At 71.5% G+C, this 16194-nt stretch carries 14 protein-coding genes; all 14 read right to left on the minus strand.

Annotated features, from left to right (window positions below; all coding sequences use genetic code 11):
• Window positions 1-6 precede the first annotated feature (6 nt).
• The 14 genes from BW991_RS21045 to BW991_RS21105 all read right to left on the minus strand — a co-directional run bounded on the left by BW991_RS21045 (window position 7) and on the right by BW991_RS21105 (window position 15883).
• Window positions 7-2463: a phage tail protein gene (locus tag BW991_RS21045; protein ID WP_076604075.1), complete on the minus strand. Its 2457-nt coding sequence runs from the start codon at window positions 2461-2463 to the stop codon at window positions 7-9.
• 154 nt (window positions 2464-2617) lie between these two features.
• Window positions 2618-4807: a putative baseplate assembly protein gene (locus BW991_RS21050; protein WP_076604076.1), complete on the minus strand. Its 2190-nt coding sequence runs from the start codon at window positions 4805-4807 to the stop codon at window positions 2618-2620.
• Window positions 4808-4957: 150 nt separating this feature from the next.
• Window positions 4958-5347 carry a GPW/gp25 family protein gene (locus tag BW991_RS21055; RefSeq protein WP_076604077.1) on the minus strand — a complete coding sequence of 130 codons (390 nt, stop codon included), beginning with the start codon at window positions 5345-5347 and terminating at the stop codon, window positions 4958-4960.
• Window positions 5348-5359: 12 nt separating this feature from the next.
• Window positions 5360-7012, minus strand: a complete 1653-nt coding sequence (locus tag BW991_RS21060; protein WP_076604078.1) for a hypothetical protein — start codon at window positions 7010-7012, stop codon at window positions 5360-5362.
• Window positions 7006-7647 (minus strand): phage baseplate assembly protein V, encoded by a 642-nt coding sequence (locus BW991_RS21065; RefSeq protein ID WP_076604079.1) that lies wholly within the window; start codon window positions 7645-7647, stop codon window positions 7006-7008. Before BW991_RS21065 ends, BW991_RS21060 begins: the two co-directional genes overlap by 7 nt.
• Window positions 7644-8693 carry a phage late control D family protein gene (locus tag BW991_RS21070; protein ID WP_076604080.1) on the minus strand — a complete coding sequence of 350 codons (1050 nt, stop codon included), beginning with the start codon at window positions 8691-8693 and terminating at the stop codon, window positions 7644-7646. Before BW991_RS21070 ends, BW991_RS21065 begins: the two co-directional genes overlap by 4 nt.
• A 169-nt stretch (window positions 8694-8862) precedes the next feature.
• Complete coding sequence (locus BW991_RS23950; protein WP_170879146.1) at window positions 8863-9027, minus strand: hypothetical protein; 165 nt, start codon at window positions 9025-9027, stop codon at window positions 8863-8865.
• The gene (locus tag BW991_RS21075) at window positions 9027-9746 is read right to left on the minus strand and encodes a CIS tube protein (RefSeq protein WP_076604081.1); all 720 of its coding nucleotides are present in this window, start codon (window positions 9744-9746) and stop codon (window positions 9027-9029) included. Before BW991_RS21075 ends, BW991_RS23950 begins: the two co-directional genes overlap by 1 nt.
• 11 nt (window positions 9747-9757) lie before the next feature.
• Complete coding sequence (locus BW991_RS21080; RefSeq protein ID WP_076604082.1) at window positions 9758-10222, minus strand: phage tail protein; 465 nt, start codon at window positions 10220-10222, stop codon at window positions 9758-9760.
• Window positions 10215-11822 (minus strand): hypothetical protein, encoded by a 1608-nt coding sequence (locus BW991_RS21085; RefSeq protein WP_076604083.1) that lies wholly within the window; start codon window positions 11820-11822, stop codon window positions 10215-10217. The genes BW991_RS21080 and BW991_RS21085 overlap by 8 nt, the downstream gene beginning before the upstream one ends.
• Window positions 11823-11826: 4 nt before the next feature.
• A complete protein-coding gene (locus tag BW991_RS21090; protein WP_076604084.1) occupies window positions 11827-12285 on the minus strand; it encodes a phage tail protein in 459 nt (152 codons plus the stop codon).
• Between the two features lie 17 nt (window positions 12286-12302).
• The gene (locus tag BW991_RS21095) at window positions 12303-14483 is read right to left on the minus strand and encodes a phage tail sheath family protein (protein ID WP_076604085.1); all 2181 of its coding nucleotides are present in this window, start codon (window positions 14481-14483) and stop codon (window positions 12303-12305) included.
• Between the two features lie 30 nt (window positions 14484-14513).
• Entirely contained in the window at window positions 14514-15290 is a 777-nt protein-coding gene (locus tag BW991_RS21100) for a hypothetical protein (RefSeq protein WP_076604086.1), read from the minus strand.
• On the minus strand, window positions 15287-15883 hold the full coding sequence (locus BW991_RS21105) for a Pvc16 family protein (RefSeq protein ID WP_076604087.1): 597 nt from the start codon (window positions 15881-15883) through the stop codon (window positions 15287-15289). The genes BW991_RS21100 and BW991_RS21105 overlap by 4 nt, the downstream gene beginning before the upstream one ends.
• Between the last annotated feature and the right edge of the window lie 311 nt (window positions 15884-16194).

Raw genomic sequence — 16194 nt, forward strand, 5'->3', positions numbered from 1 at the left:
GATCCTCTACGGCCCTCCGCTCGCAGTCGCGTCGATCGGCACGGCGTGCTCGGGATCGAGGGCGACCGGGTTGTGCAGCAGATCGCCGCGGCCGAGCCGGGTGCGGTCGAGCACCACGCGCCGGGGCGGCGGCTGGGTTTCCAGCCAGGTGTCGATGCCCAGCAGCGGCGACAGGCCCAGCACGAAGGGATGCTCGCTGGTGCGGATCGCCCATTGCACGGTCGCCGGTACCAGCGACGGCAGTGCGTCGCGCACGACTGCGGCGAGGCTGCGCGCGGGGCCGTGCAGGATCACGGTCATGCGCCGTGCGGCCTCGTCGAAGAAGCGGTCCACGACGGCGGTCTCGCCCGTGCGCTCGGCCACTTCCGGCGCGAACAGCGCGAGGAATTCGCGCGCCTGGTCGTCGGAGAGGATCAGGCTGTCGCCGACGATGCTGTTGCCAGACAGCCCGGTGCCCAGCGTCAGCGGATGGTCGCGGTCGTCCATGTCGATGCCGAGGATGGTCGCCATCGTGCGGCGCAGGCGGAAATGCTCGACCGGAATCACCGCGCCGCGCGCGACCGCGCCGTCGGTGAGGATGTCGAGCGCGATCAGCAGGCCGTGATAGCTGCCGTGCGTCTGCTGCAGCGCGCCCTGCGAGGCGAGCCAGCGGCGGCGGCGCGCCTCGGGCCAGTGGCGCGGCAGCGTCGTGCCGAGCATGCCGGCGAGCCAGGGCAGGCGCTCGGCGGGCGTCGCGGCGGGTTGCAGCAGGATCTCGCTCGCCGCGATGCGGTCTTCGAGCGGCGTTAGCACGCCTTCCAGGCTCGCGAGCAGGCGTTCGCGGAAATCGGCGCCGTTGGCGGGAATCGGGGCGGCGTCTTCCAGCGGCAGCGGGCGCTCCTGCTGCTGGAAGTGGTCGGGCAGGTAATGCGTCTGCCACGAGAAACGCGGGTAATACACGCGCAGCGCGAAGATCGCCGGGCTGTGGCGGCCGTCGCCGTGCATCGTGATCCTGAGGCGCAGGTAGCGCCCGCGCACCTCGCGCACCGCGCCGTTGCTGCGCTGGATCAGCAGCTCGTACAGGCCGGCGTGGTCGTCGTGGTCGTCGCCCTGTGGCGCGCGGCCGGGTGCGAAGGGGAGCTCGGACGGGCGCGGCGTGAGCACCGGCTGCGGCTGCGCGATCCATTCATCCGGCAGGTCGTTGCGGTCGTCGCTCGCCTGCACGGCGAACTCGATGCGGCAGCCGGGCGGGATGCAGGCGTCGAGGCACAGGCGGTCCCACAGCGTGTCGGGCATCGCCGAGTCGAGGATCTCGGTCAGCGTGACCGTGCCGCGCGCGGCGAAGTGCGCCTGGGCGAGGCGATAGAGGCGGATCGGGCCGTCGGCGGTCAGCGTGCGCGGCGCGCCGTCGCGGTGGCGCACGAAGCGGACGGCGGCGGGGAGTGCGGCTTCGGAACGGCGTGGCCAGCGTTCGGCGACGAGTTCGGCGGCGGTCTCGTCCTCGTCCTCCGGAATCGAAAATAGCGGGCAATCGCGGCGCTTGCCGCGCTCGGCGCCTTCCTCGAAGGGCAGGAGCAGCAGGAAGCGGCCGTCGCCGAGCGCGGCGATGTCGGTCGCAAGGGGGAGACCATCGGGCAGGGCGTCGGGCAGGCGATGGACGCGGAAACCTTCCATGGGGCCGGCGGCGAGCGGGCGGCTGAAGACCTGCAGGTGCGGCGTGTCGGCCGTGCTGTCGGTCGCTTCGCTCAGCACGTAGAGGCGCTCGTCGTCGGCGGCCAGCCCCAGCAGCCCGCCGTGCGGCGGCAGGTCGATGTCCCACAGGAGGCGCAGCGGGTCGGGGTTCGCCTGCAGCGGCTCGAAGCGCTCGGGGCGGCCGACGTAGGGCTGCGGCAGCGGCGCGCCGACGGCGAGCCCCAGGCGCGTATCGCCGAGCAGCCAGATGCGGTTCGCGCCCGTCGTCGCTTCGACCCACGCGCGGCGCGGCGCGAAGGGCAGCGTGCAGCGGGTCTGCCAGCGCCGGCGCAGATGCACTGCGGTGAGGCCGTTGCCGACGCCGCCGTCGCTCCACGGCAGCGCGACCAGCCCGCTGCCGCCGAAGGCGAGGTCGGTGAAGCGGCCGGCCGGGGCGTCGACCGGATCGAGCACCAGCGCTTCGAGGTTCGGCGCACCGGTCTCGGCGTCGTCGAGCGCGGCGAGCACCGGCTGCCAGTCGCTCGCGGACTCCGCCGGCCAGCGCAGCGCGCATTCGAAGCGCAGCCCGTCGTCGGAAAGGCGGCCGAGCTGGCCGTGGTCGTCGAGGATCCAGGGCGTCGCCGCGGCGAGCAGCTCGCGGGCGCGTGCCGGCGGCATCTGCGGCAGGCGCGGCGCGTCCTGGCGCGTGAGCGTGAAGGCGCGTTGCTCGACGTCCCAGCTGCACTGGCGGCTCGCGTTGCGGAAATCCGACGCGCCGTCGAGGAGCAGGAAGCGGGTGCCGTTGCTGTTCATCGGGCGGCTCCCGGGGGGTGGCACCAAGCGTAGGGCGGATGAGCCGAAGGCGTTATCCGCCGAATGATCGGCGTTGCAGGCTCGACGGACGCGTGGCGGAAGGCGCTTCGCTTTTCCGCCCTACGGGTTCGAATGTGCTCTGAGGCCATCATATTCAGCACAAATCCGGAATCACCGGCACCGGCACGGCGCGCGGGCCGTCTTCGGTGGGGCGGCCCGGCCCGAAGCCGCGCGGCGGCGCGGGGCGGTCCTCGCCGGGGCGGATCGCGACCGCCATCAGTTCGGGGAGCTGGAAATCCAGCAGCGGCAGCGCCTGCGCGCCGGTGAGCTCCAGCCACAGCGGCGGGTTCTGCTGCTGGTCCTGGTAGAAGAGGCGCAGCGCGTTGACCGCCTCGACGCCCTCGACGCGGCCCGCCTGCGTGCGCAGTTCGTTGATCTCGACCGCCTTGCCGCGCGGCCAGCCGGCGCCGCGCGGCCCGCCGGGCGGCAGCGCCCACAGGTAGCGCAGCAGCGCGCGCTCGACCTCGACATGCACCTGCTGCTCGGTCGCGGGATCGACGACTTCGAGCGACACCGCGACGGCGACCGGCACGAACTGCGGCGACAGCACGTAGAGCTCGGTGCCGAGCATGCAGCGCGCCGAGAGGTAGTCATGCACGTCGGCGAGCAGGCCCGCGTTCGGGCGCGGCGCGGCGGCGAGTGCCTGGGGCGCGGGCGGCATCACGAACACCGCGACGACGCCGGGGATGTTGCGGCGCACGGCGGTGAGGCTCGCGCCGGGGAAGAAGCCGGCGACGGCCTCGGCGCGCGCGACCGGGTTGATCGGGTTGTCGCGCGCGAGCACGCCGAAGTCCTCGGCGGTGACCGCGCGGTCGCGGTGGCTGAGGAAGGCCGGGATGCGGCGCTCGGCCTCGTCCAGTGTCTCCGCGTCGACGCCGCCGCGCGTCGGCCATTCGTGGCGCAGCGCGAGGCGGGCGCTGCTGCCGTGGATCTCCTTGATGCTGTCGGGCGGCAGGTTGCCCCGGCTGCCGCCGCCGTGGCGGTAGAAGGCGGCGCGGATGCGGGCGTTGGCGGGCGGGCGCTTGCCGCGGATGCCGTCGCCGAAGCGCACGCTGCCGCTTGCCGCGTCGACGACGAAGACCGTGTCGTCCGGCCCGCTGCCGGCGAAATGCGCAACCTGCGTCCACGGGCGGAAGGCGTGCAGATGTTCGACCTCGACCTGCACGCTCGCCGCGTCGACGTCGGCATGCGGTAGTTCGAAACTCTGGTCCGGGCGGCCGGTGCCGGCGCCGAGCACGATGTCGCGCGCGATGCCCTGGCCGCTCACGTCGACGGCGTTCACGCCGATGTAACCCAGCGTCAGGTTCGGCTCGTCGGCGCACGACAGGCGCAGCCAGAAGAGCAGCTGGCCGGGCCGCAGGTCCGCGGGCGCCTCGGGCGGCGTGTCGCCGAGGCCGGCGAACTGCGGGTCCAGCGCGGCGGTCGCGCGCAGCATGTCGGCGTTGCGCGGCAGGCGCAGGCGCGCGACGCCGGTCTTGCGCCCGCCGGCCGAGCTGTCGGCGACGACTTCGAGCGGCAGGTACTGCACGTTCTGCGGTGCGTCCTCGGGGTCGGGCCACCACGCGAGCTCCCACGCCAGCTTGCGCGGACGCAGCCCCGTCGCGAGCCGGCCTTCGAGTTCGGTGAGGGGGGCGAGGCCGATGTTCAGCACGATGCCGGCGAGCTCGCGGCGCACGAGCTCCGCCTGCGCGACGAAGGCGGGCTTGGCGAGGCAGATCCCGAGGTGGAAGGCGCCGTCGCGCGTGCCGGCGGCGCTCAGCGCGTCGTGGCCGGGCACCAGCGTCACCGGGCGGAAGGCGGCCGGTTCGACGCCGTATTGCGCGCGCAGCTGCTCGAGGCTGATGCCTTCGGCGGCGAGCGCCGCCTCGTCGAGCGTGCGCTTCACGACTACGCGCAGCGCGAGCGGCGTCGGCTGGACTTCGCCGACGGTGCTGAAGCTCGTCGTGCCGGCCTTGAGCAGCGATTCGGTCGCGATCAGCGGCGGCAATGCACGTCCGCTCGCGTCGATGCTGACGATGCCGGCCGCGGGCCGCGCCGGGCGCAGCGGGATCTGCAGCAGGTTCAGGAAGGCGAGGCGCTGGCGTTCGGGGATCTGGTTCGCGCGGTAGATGACGGTCTCGGTGAGCCACGCGAAGAGATCGACCAGCGCATGCACCGGGTCGCCCGGCGCGAGCGGCGCCATCTCCGGCACATGCCGTGCGAGACGCGCCTGCAGCTCGGCGACCAGCTCGTCGAAGCGGCGGTCATCGAGGTCGGGGACGGGGAAGGGTGCGGGAAGCGGCATGAGTTCGGTTCCCTCAATGGTTTCGGCGGTTGAGTTGGCGGGAACGCGTAGCGCCTCCCGACGCACGGCGTTTGGTCAGCCTTCGGCGTTTGGATTGGCGGGATACGCTGCGCTGCTCCCGCCCTACGATCTGCGACGTGCTCATCGGTCTCATCCCAGATCCAACGCCAGTTCGAGCGTCTCCCGGCCGCCATCGGCGAGCAGCCGGTAGCGGACCTCAAGATTCACGTGCGACAGGCGTTCGCGGTCGGGCGTGACGCGCACCTCCTCGATCGTCACGCGCGGTTCCCAGCGCGTCAGCGCGCGCAGCGCGGCGTCGGCGATCAGCGCGCGCGTGGTCTCGTTGTTGGGGTGGTGGATGAAGTTGCGGATGCCGGCGCCGAACTCGGGGCGCATCAGGCGCTCGCCGGGGCGTGTCAGCAGTATGTTGAGCATCACCTCGCGCACGCTCGCATTGCCGCGCCGCCACTGCGGGCGGCCGTCGTCGGCGAGGCCGGGGAGGAGCGGAAAACTCATCAGCAGGGATTCCGGCGTCGGCATCGTCGCGTTCTCCTATTTCCCTTTCAGCGCTTTCAGGCACAGCCGCGGCAGCGCGAGGAAGACCCACGGCAGCCAGCCGAGGAACAGGTTGAGCATGTTGATCACGACCATCAGCATCAGCATCGCGCACAGCGTGATCGCGGGCAGGCTGAAGCTGAAGCTCCAGCACGCGCCGCAGTTGTTGCCCGGCCCGTCGCCCTTCATGTCGATGCCCGGGCTGATCTTCCTCAGCACGTCGGCGAGCGACTTCGGCGCGAGCATCGCGACGCCGCGCGGCAGCCCGCGCTTGAGGTCGTCGAGCGAGGGCAGGATCACGGTGGTCGGGCGCTGCGCGTCCGGGTCCAGCGGCGAGGCGACGCGGAACACGCGGCTCGCCGGCCCCCAGGTGACGCGCTCGCAGCCGCAGTCGTCCTGCCAGCGCACGAAGGGCACGGCGATGAAGCGGTCGCCGTCGGTCTGGCTGTAGCGCGGCAGCGGCAGGCCGTCGTCGAAGCGCACCTGCGCCCGCGCCATGCGCAGTGTGACGAGACTGCGCAGGTCCGCGGCCTGCTGCTCGCTGATGAACAGCCGGTCGTTGCGCGTGCCGCCGAAGCCGTCGGGCAGGGCGACCGCGCCCGCAATCGCCTCGCGGCGCACGACGCGCGCGAAGAGCTCGACCAGCGCGGGCGCCGCGCGGTCCAGCCAGGCGAGCACCGTCTCGCCGGACACCGGCACGAGCTGCGGCAACTCCCCGCCGTCCACGATCCGCCACTCCAGCGCATGGAAGCGGATCTGGGCGAGCAGCGTGCGCAGCCCGGCGCTGTCCGGGTCGCCCGCATCATCGACCCGGAACTGCGCGACCAGCGCCTGCAGCAGCTCGATGAAGCCGACCGTCGCGATGCCGTTCGCGACGACCAAGCCGTCGGCGTCATTCCATGCCTTCGCGCCACGCGTGCCGAGCGGCCACGCCTGTTCGAGGCCGAAGTCCGGCACCTCGGTGCCGTTCGCCTGCGGCAATGGCGCGTCGGCGGATTCGCGCGCGCTGCCGCCCAGCGGCAGGTAGCCCCACAGCAGCGTGTGGCTGCGTTCGATCCCGCGCGCATCGCGGCGGCGCACGAGCAGCGGGTGCAGCGGCGCGACTTCCTCGCCGGAATAGGGCGGTTCGGGGAAGCGCGCTGGCAGCAGCCCGCGCGCGGTCAGGCGCCGCACGTCGTCGGGGTCGTGCTCCGGGATCTCGCCGCTGCGCCAGCCGAGCGGCTGGCCGTCGGCGACCATCCAGCGCTGCGGCGTGCCGTCGGCGGGCACGCGGCGCACGACCATGCCGGCCGACAGGATCTTCTTCGGGTCGAAAGCGGGCGCGCCGGGCGCCACGCACTGCACCTCGCCGCACACGAGGTAGAAGCTGCGATGCATCGGCAGGCGCAGCGTCGGCTCGTCCTTGAAGCGGCCGAAGCGGTCCGCGCGGTACCACGCCTGCGCGGCGGTGCCGGTGAGGCGGCCGGCGTGCGCGTCGTTGAGGAAGCGCGCGACGAAGTCCTCGTCGAAGTAGCGATGCAGCGTCAGCCCGTCGCCCTCGCCGGCGAAGAAGGGCGCGGTGACGCGCGGCTGGTGTGCGAGCGCCGGCCCGCCGGACTTCGGCGCGCGCATCGGCCGCTCGGCGAGGAGCGCGGAATCGAGCGTCACCATATGTTCCCCGCCCCCGGCGTGTAGCTCGACGAGATCACCGCATTGCTGATCAGCGTGTCGCACTGCACGACGCCGGAAAACTTGCTCATGCCGGCATCGACCTTGACCATGCCCGCCGACACCGTCACCTGCGCCGCCTCGACCTTGACGATGCCGGAACACGTGATCTTGATGTTGCCCGGCGATATCTCGACCTTCTCGCCACCTTGCTCGACCGTGACCTTGCCGCCGCCCTGGTCGGTGATCGTGAGATGGTTGCCCGCTGGCGTCTCGATCTTCACCTTGGGTTCCTGGTCGTCGAGCAGCACCTTGATGCCGGCCGGGCTCTGCACGAAGTAGCGCTCCTCGACCGGGCGCCCGTCCGCCGGCTGGCTACTGCCGCCGCTCCACACCGCGCCGAGCACGATCGGCAGGTCGGGGCTGATGAAGGCGACCACGACCTGTTCGTTCAGGCGCGGCAGCAGGCTCACGCCGTAACCGCTGCCGGCGCTGGGAACCATCACCGCGGCCCACACCTCCAGCCCGGTCGCCGGCAGGCGCAGTTTCACGCGGCCACGGTTGTCCGGGTCGGCGTTGTCGAGCACGACGCCCAGATGCAGATCCTGCAGCGCGCCGGGGCTGTGGCGTCCGCTCATGGATTCCAGTCCGGACGCTCGACGCGCAGGCGGGTGGACAGGCCCTGCGCGTTGTCGAAGTGATGCCAGCAGTCGGCGATGCGGTAGCGCCCGGCGAGCCGCGGCGACACTCCGGCGAGCTCGACTTCGCGCCCGACGCCCAGTTCGGGAGTGCCGGAGCACACGATCTCGCCGTGCAGGAAGCGCTGCGCGTCGCGGCGGAAGGCCCCCTGTGCGAGCGATTCGGCTTCGGCCTGCGAACGCGGGAAGGGATGCGGGCGTGGCGAGCGGCCGTCCCAGCCGAGTTCCGCGAGTGTCGCCGCCGCGGTGCGCCCGCCCGGCGCGGGCGCGAGCGACGAACTGCTGCCGCTCGCGGCGGCATCCGAGGCGAGGTTGTAGCCGTCCGCGAGCACCTCGCGCGGCTGGCGGTTGAGGTCGGCGATGATGCGGATGCGCTGCGCATTGGCGCCGGAGTCGAGGCGCACCGGGTTCGCGTCCGCCTCCTCGGGGCGCGCGCGCAGCCGCCCGCCCTGCATGCGCAGCGGAATGTCGTGCGGCCCGAGCACGCGCAGCAGGAAGGCGAGGTGGCTCTCGTTGTGCTGCAGCCAGTCCGCGCTGCCGGCAGCGACGCTGACATCGGCCTGCAGGCCCGCGTCGCTCGCGATCTCGCGCACGACTTCGGCCAGCCCCTTGTTCTCGAACACCCGGCTCGCGCGGCTGCGGGCGAGCCTGTGCAGCGGGTCCTCGGCGAGGATCACGAGCTGTGGCGCGCCGTCGCCGTAGCGCTCCTCGAAGGCGGTGATGTCGCCGGAAAACACCGCGCTGTCGGCCGTCTCGCCGAGCAGGAATTCGATGCGGCTGCCCAGGCGCACGTCCTGGAAGGCGAAGTCCGGCGTGCCGCTGCCGCCGGGGGCCCAATTGACGACGCGCAGCTCCGCGCTCGCCATGCCGCTCGCCGGCAAATGCACCGACAGCGCGGCCGCCGCCTCGCCCAGCGCGGGACGGTCGCTGCCATCCACGCGCACGCGCGGACGGGCGCTGACGATCGACGGACTGGTAGCCGGCATTTCTCACGCCCTCCCTGCTGCGGCCGCCGATACGCTCGCCGTGGCGGGGCGTACTCCCTGCGGGTTGGCTCGACGTAGTTCGACTACGCCTTCGCCCCCCCTCGGTCCGTGCGCCCCGTCACGCCGGCGTCTCGACGCCCTCGCGACGTGATGGCGAGAGAAATGCCGGCTAGTCGATGGCAAGGCGCGCCTCCCGCTCGCGGGTCACGGTCAGCAGATCGAGCAGCGTCTCGCCGGGCCGGCCTTCGGGCGGGCGCGGCGCGGCGCCGGCGGTCTGCGCCGGGTTCGGCTCGGGCTGGACTTCGGCGACGAGTTCGTCGATCACGATGGGCATCAGCGGCCTCCGGTGGGAATCAGCAGGGTGCCGAGCACGGTGAAGCGCGGGTTGTCGAGGCGGTTCGCGTCGGCGACGCCGCGCCAGTCGCGCGGGTTCTGCCCGGCCGCCTGCGCGGCGCTGGCGGCGTCCTGGCCGTCGCCGCCGGGCGCGAAGCTCGGGCGCGCGCGCTCGGCCGCCTGCACCGAGGGGTCCAGCGCGAACTGGTAGCGGTCCTCCTTGAAGGTCAGCGCCAGCGTCGCGCGCAGCGGGATGCCTTCCGGCGCGAAGAAGTCCAGCGTCTCCGAGTAGCTCGACAGCATCCCGGTGAACTGGAAGCTGCCCCACTGGAAGCGGCAGCGCTTGGGCGCCTTGGGCTTCTTCGACTCGGCATCCTGCGGTTTCATGAAGGCTTCCGCGATGCGCTTCGTCAGCGTGCGCACGTCGGTGTTCGCACTGAGCGTCTCGCGGTCCTCGCGGCTGTCCGAGCCGAGCGTCGCGGCGATGCTGGTGTCGAACACCAGCTCCACCGCGAGCGTCGATTCGCTCTTGTCGACGTACTGCGCGGCCGCGCCGCTGCCCCCGCTGCCGCCCTTGTTGTCGGCCTTCAGCGTGTTAGACAGCGTCACGCGCAGCGTCGCCGGGTTGAACTGCACGTCGATGTGCTTGGACTCGTCGGTCTCGACCTGGTCCCCGTTCATCGGGATCAGCTTGGCGCGGGCGATCTGCATTGCGGGCATCGTTTTCTCCCTCAACCGCGCTCGAGTTCCAGGCCTTCATGCACCAACTGCAGCTCCTCGATCGCGACCTGGCTGGCGGTGGAGGACAGGTCCGGCCCCTTGAACTTGGTCGGCAGCGCGTTGGTGATGCGCCAGCGCAGCAACGGCTTGTCCGGATTCTCGGGGTGGTACACGTCGATCGTGCCGCTCATGCGCAGCGCGTAGTTCGACTGGCGCGTGCTCATGTCGAACCAGCTCCACAGATCCGCGAGCTCGGTGATGCCGCGCTTGAGGATGATCGGCGCGAAGGTCGTCGGGCCCGCGAGCTGCACCTCGCCCCAGTTGCGCCCGCCTTCCTTGAGCGCCTTGGGCGCCATCGTCGCTTCCAGGCCCGACACCTCGCTGAAGGCGCCGCGGCACAGCAGGTTGCCGCCCTCGCCGTCGTACAGCGCGACGCGGAAGCGGAAGGGGATGAATTCGCGCGGTGCGTCAGCCATCACCGGCCTCGATGCGGGTTTCCGTCACGGCGACGTGGCGGTCGTGCAGGAAGGTCAGGCGCAGGCGGTCGATCGGGTAGGCCGGCGCAATCTCGATCTCGAACGCGATCGTCGATTCGGCCGCCGGAATCTCGCGGATGCGGTAGGCGCTCTCGGGCCGCGTGCCGCGCAGCGCGCCCGCTTCGTGCAGGCGGTCGAAGAAGGCGCGCAGCGCGAGTTCCGGGCGCGGGTCGCGCGGATCGGCGTCGAACACCAGCTGCTCGCCCAGCGCCTGCAGCCCGCGTCGCAACCAGCCCATGAAGCGCATCACCTCGGCCGAACGCCAGTGCTCCTGCGCGCGCTGCGCGGCACTCATGCGGCGCAGGTCCGCGGCCGGCAGACAGGGCGCGCACAGCGCCTCGTCATCGACCTGCAGCTTGCCCCCGCGCGTCAGCAGCACCGTCACGCCGGGCGCCTCGCGCAGCGCGGTTGCCTGCTGCTGCGTCACCGGCGGCCACGGCAGCGCCGCGCCGGGCAGCGGGCGACCGGCGATCGAGCGCCACACGCCGTGGCGCTGCGACACGCGCGCCTGCATGCCGGCGACCAGCCCGCAGGGCGACGCGAGGGGGTGCTCCTCGCTGCGCAGGTACGGCCACAAGAGCTGCAGGTGGCGCAGCTTCTCGGCGAGTTCGGCGTGCGGCGACACCGTCGCCCCGCCGCCGGCCTCGCTGCCCACCTCACCGGCGATGCGCGCGATGTGGTCGAGGAACTCGCGCGACGGCGCCGGCAGCTCGTCCTGCGGGCGCTGGTCCAGCGGCAGCGTCAGCAGACACTGCATGTCCGGGCGCAGGCGGGCGAGCGCGCGCAGGATCGGCGGCACGATGTCGATCGGATCGAGCGACGCCTCCGCGGCAGGCATCTCGCCCGAATGACGGCGCTCGCGATGCGTGTCGTCGAGCTCGGTGCCGCAGGGCAGGAACACCGCCTCGGGATTTTCCAGCCGCACGCGCGGGATATCGGGCAGCGCACGCGGCACCAGCAGGCGTTCGAGGTCGGGCAGCGCGAGGATGCCCGCGCGCTCGATCAGCAGCGCGCGCTCGAAGGCGCCCAGTTCCGACGGTTCGATCAGCGTTGCGTTCGGCTGCGGCAGGAAGGCGCGCACGCCGTCCGATTCGGGCACGCGGATGATCCACAGCGTGCGCGTGTCGCCGAAGCCCTGCTCGTTGCCGGCGAAGAAGTCCTGCACCGCCGCCGGCAGCCAGGCCGCGCGGCCGGCCAGCGCGCTGCGGTAGGCACCGTCGAAGTCGAAGGCCTGCGGAAACAGCGCCTGGAAGTACCCCAGCGAGCGGATCGGGATCGGCAGCCGGTACAGCGCATACAGCGCCCCGTCGCCGGGTTCGGCCTCGCTCGCGCCTTCGTCGAGCGCGCGCAGGCGCTCGACTTCGGCGGTGAAACCCAGTGCCGCGATCTCCGCGAGCGCCGCGAGGTCGCGCGCGAGCCGCTTCCACTCGGCGCTGCCGTCGAAGGACGGACAGTGGCCGATCATCACGACCTCGACCGGCGCGAGCCGCCGCGAAGCGGGGCGTGCGTCCAGTTCGATGCGCTTGTCGGCGAGCAGCACGGCCTTACTCCTGCTCGATCGTCTCGACGGAGAGCACCAGCTCCTCGATCGCGACGTCGCCGCCGCCCTTCGCGGTCAGCGTCGGGCCGGTCCACTTGATCGGCATCGCGCCGCGCAGCTTCCAGCTCACGACGGTGTCGGCGCGGTCCTCGGACTGCAGCTTCACGACGATGTCGCGCTTGGCCTCCGAGAGCTTGCCGGTACGCCCCTTCTCCAGCCACTCGTAAAGGTTCTGCGCGCCGATCACGCCGCGCTTCAGGGTCACGTCGCCGGCCTTGTGGATGCCCGGCACCTTGCGCACGTAGTTCACGCGGTCGTTGCCGGCGCGGTACTCCGCGACCGTGACCTCGGCGTTCAGGCCCGACACTTCGGAGAAGCCCGCCCGCACCTCGCTGCCCTGGCCCGGTTCGAGGTCGACGAGGAAGTTGAACGCCGAATAGGGTGTTTCACGAAAAACGGCCATGTCTGTCTCTCCTTAACTCAGGCGTCGGCGGTCTTCTGGCCGATGCGGAAGATCACGAACTCGGCGGGCTTCAGCGCCGCCACGCCCACCAGGCACACCATGCGACCGTTGTCGATGTCGTTCTGCGTCATCGTCGAGCGGTCGCAGCGCACGAAATAGGCCTCCTTCGGCGTACCGCCCAGCAAGCGCCCGTTGCGCCATTCGGTGAACAGGAAGTCCTCGACGCTGGTGCGGATGTTGGCCCACAGCGCCTCGCCGTTCGGCTCGAACACCGCCCACTGCGTGGATTTCTCGATCGAGCGTTCCAGGTACAGGAAGTAGCGCCGCACGTTCACGTACTTCCACTCGGGATCGCTGGAGAGCGTGCGCCCGCCCCATACGCGGTGGCCGCGGCCAGCGAAGGAGCGCAGGCAGTTGATGCCGTTGGGGTTGAGGAGCTCCTGCTGGAAGGTGTTGATCTGCTGCTCGAAGCGCAGCGCCCCCATCACGATCTCGTTGGCCGGTGCCTTGTGCACGCCGCGATCGACGTCGGTGCGCGCATACACGCCGGCGATGAAGCCCGCGGGCGGCACCGCGAGGTCGCGGCGCGTGCCGGTCGGGTCGGGAATCACCACCCACGGGTGGTACAACGCCAGGCGCGTGTCGTCGAACTGGCCGGCGAAGGCGCGCACCTCGCTGATGCTCTGGCCGAAGCGCGAATCGACGATGCCGACGCGGTAGCGCATGCGCCGGCAGTGCTTCTGCACCTCCATCACGACCGCCGTGTGCACGTCCTCGTCCGACTCCGCCGCGGCCGGCGTCATCACGATGGACACGTCCTCGACCCCTTCGAGCGCCTTCAGGCCGGTGCTGCCCTTGATCTCGTCGGTTTCGCCGGCATAGTCGGTCGAGCTCGGCTCGGCGCCGTCGCTGCCGCCCGACAGCGCGATCAGGTAGCGCGGTTCGTCGAGCGAGCTCGCGCCGGGGTTCAGCGCCGCCGCGTCGCACATCGCGACCAGCGCCGTCTGGATGTCGTCGCCGGTCGCGCCGTCCGCGAGCACGCAGGCGATCGGCGAACTCAGCGCCTCCGCGCGGCGCTCGGGGTTCGCCGGCAGCGCCGCGGCGAGGCTCGTGGCGCCGGTCGGCGCGGTGCTCAGGCCGGCGTAGGTGCGGATCACCTCGCCGTCCTTGCCGCCGTTGCGCACGTCGATGTCGAAGCTGCGCAGCACGATCATCGAGCGCGCCGCGCCCGGCTTGGCCGCGAGTGCGGCGAGCGGCAGCGTGATCGGATTCGCGACGCCGGGGTTGAGCGTCGCGTCGGCGGTGACCGTGAAGGTCTCGCCGGCTGCGTCCAGCGTGCCGCGCAGCACCTTCAGGTCGCCCCAGTTCACGCCGCCGGTGTAGGCGGCGAGATCCGTCACGTCGGCGAGCTGCAGCTCGGCCGAGGTCCCCGCCGCGAGCGCCCCGGAGGCCGGTGGACGCACGAAGATGCGCGTCAGGCGGGCATTCGCCGGCAGCTCGGCCGATATCAGGGCGGTCAGTTGGCCCGCGGCGACCGGCGCCGGATTGTCCGGGTCGGCCATCGACACGATCTCGGCGCGATTGCTCTGGATCGCGAGGTTCGCACCGTCGAGCTTCACCACCGCCTTCACGTCGACGGGGAAGGCCGCGTTGGCGATCGCGCCGGTCGCCTTCGCCGCCACCGCCACGCCGGTCGCCTCGAGGAAGTACAGGCTGTCGCCCGTCGCCGTCTTAGGCGTCTCGCTGCGCAGCAGGTTCTCGCTGTCGCGCCAGCGCAGTTCCAGCGTGTACTCGCCCATCTTGCCGGGGAAGCGGCTGAAGAACTGCACGTCGCCGGCGCCGTCGGTCTTCGACGCCGCATTCGGCCACTTGCCGTCATCGTCCGGGCCGAGGCCATTCACCCCCGCCACGACGCGCGCGACGAAGAGCTGCTTGCCGCCGTTGTCGAAGAAGGCTCGCGCCGCATGCGCCGAATAGTTCGGCACGTTCGCCCCCTCCTCGCCGATCGCGAGATCCTGCGCGTCGCCGTAGATGCGCTCGAAATCGGCATAGCTCGTAAGCACCTCGGGCACGCCGCGCAGCGGCCCGGTGCGGGTCGGCCCCACCAGCGCCGCGACGCTGGTACCGACGCCCTCGATCGACTTGTTGCGGAAACTCGTCTCCTCGACGAAGACGCCTGGGGCAAGGTACTCGGGCATGTCGCTTCTCCTTCGGTGCCGTAGGGCTGTTCAGGAAAACTTCAGGACGAGGGCATTCCGTCCCGGGCTGGCAAGGGTGGCGATGCGCCCGGGCGCAATGTCCACCGTGATTTCGGTCTTGAATGCGGCGTTGCCGCTACCCGTGCCGCGCACGCGCGCCGCGGGCAGGGCATCGGGGTCGGTACCGCTCGCGGCGGCGCGCACCGTGAGCACCGCGGGGTAAGTTGTTGCGGGGGCGTCCTTCGTGAGTGCCGGCAAGCGCGCCAGCGACAGCCGGAATTCGCCGTGGGCATCGCTCTGGGCGACGAAATCGAAGGGCGTGGCGAGCGGGGGCGTCACGTGCAGCGCCAGCAGCGCCCACGGCACCGGCGTGCCGTCTTCCAGCTCGGTGCGTCCGTAGAGACCGCCGGCGTGGCCGAAGCGCGTGCCGAGCGGCGAGCGGAACAGGCGCAGGGCGTGTTCCGCTCGCCGACCGGCGGAAAGCGAGAAGCGTCGCGGCAGGAAGTGCCCGGCGGCGTCGGCGACCTCGCCCGCAAGCGGATACAGCGGCTCATCGGCGGCGACGGGCGGCGCGAGATCCGCGGGGCTCGCCGCGCCGGCGATCACGCGCCGCAGTTCTGCCGGAATCCGGCGCCACAGGACGGTGCCCGCGGTCTTGTGGATCAGTTCCAGATCGGCCGGCGGGTTGTCCAGGCGGATCGTCAGGCCCTGTGCCGGCACGGGCCGCCTCGCTCCCCCCTGCACGCCGCTTGCGTCCACCCACTCGATGAAGTCGCTGGCATGCAGCACGAGGGTCTCGACGATCACTGCCCGCTCCCCCTGCGATCGTCCATCGGGAACACCAGGGTCCTGACCGCAGGTCCTTCGTCACGGTCGATGTCCGGCGCCAGGCGCACCGTCTTGACCAGGTAGGGCGCCGACAGACGGTAGTCGCCCGGCAGGCTGTCCCACAGCCGCATCAGGTCTTCGGTGCTCATCTCCTCGGGCAGCACCTGCACGACGTCGTCCCGGCCCCAGTCGGGATCGGCGAGGGTCATGTCCGCGCTCTCGAGCATGAAGCCGCCGCCGAGGATCTGGATCGCCGCGGCAAGGTATTCGATTTCCTGCTCGGTATGCGTGCACCACGCGATCAACAGCAGGTGCAGGTTGACCGGCAGCTCCGGGCGGGGCTGACTGCGCCCCGGCAGCGGCGACAGATGGCGATTGCGGCTGAAAGGGTCGACCGAGATGCGGTGCAGGTAGATCCCGAGCGTGTCGGTGTTGGCCTGCGGCTTGCCGGCGAGCGTCTGCGAGCCGAGGATCTCGACCTGAGGGTTGCCGCCCAGGCGCGCCGCCATGCGGATCGCCAGGCGTTCGCGCAGCGCCTGAAGAACCGACAGAATTCCGAGATGCGACGCCACCGTATCCTCCCCCTCTGAAGCCTGAGCTTGCGAGACAGCGTTGCGACGGACGGTTCGCAGACCCTATGAAATTCGGGTTTTCTTGCGAACGGGTTATCAAAATGTCACATCGGGAGGAGGCGGCGCAAACCGGAGATGCAACAAAAAATTGCGCCTGACCGCTGCGTATGGAGGGGAATACCGTGCGTGCGGTAGGGAATTCTTACGGGCGTTTCGGTACGGGGCGAAGGGGGCGCGAAACGGCCGTGCGTTCGGCCCCGAGGGGCGGAACGCACGGCCTTTGCGGGAATGGCGGTGCTTGCGCGGAACGG

This window comes from Aromatoleum tolulyticum (genome assembly GCF_900156155.1).
Classification (GTDB): Bacteria; Pseudomonadota; Gammaproteobacteria; order Burkholderiales; family Rhodocyclaceae; genus Aromatoleum; species Aromatoleum tolulyticum.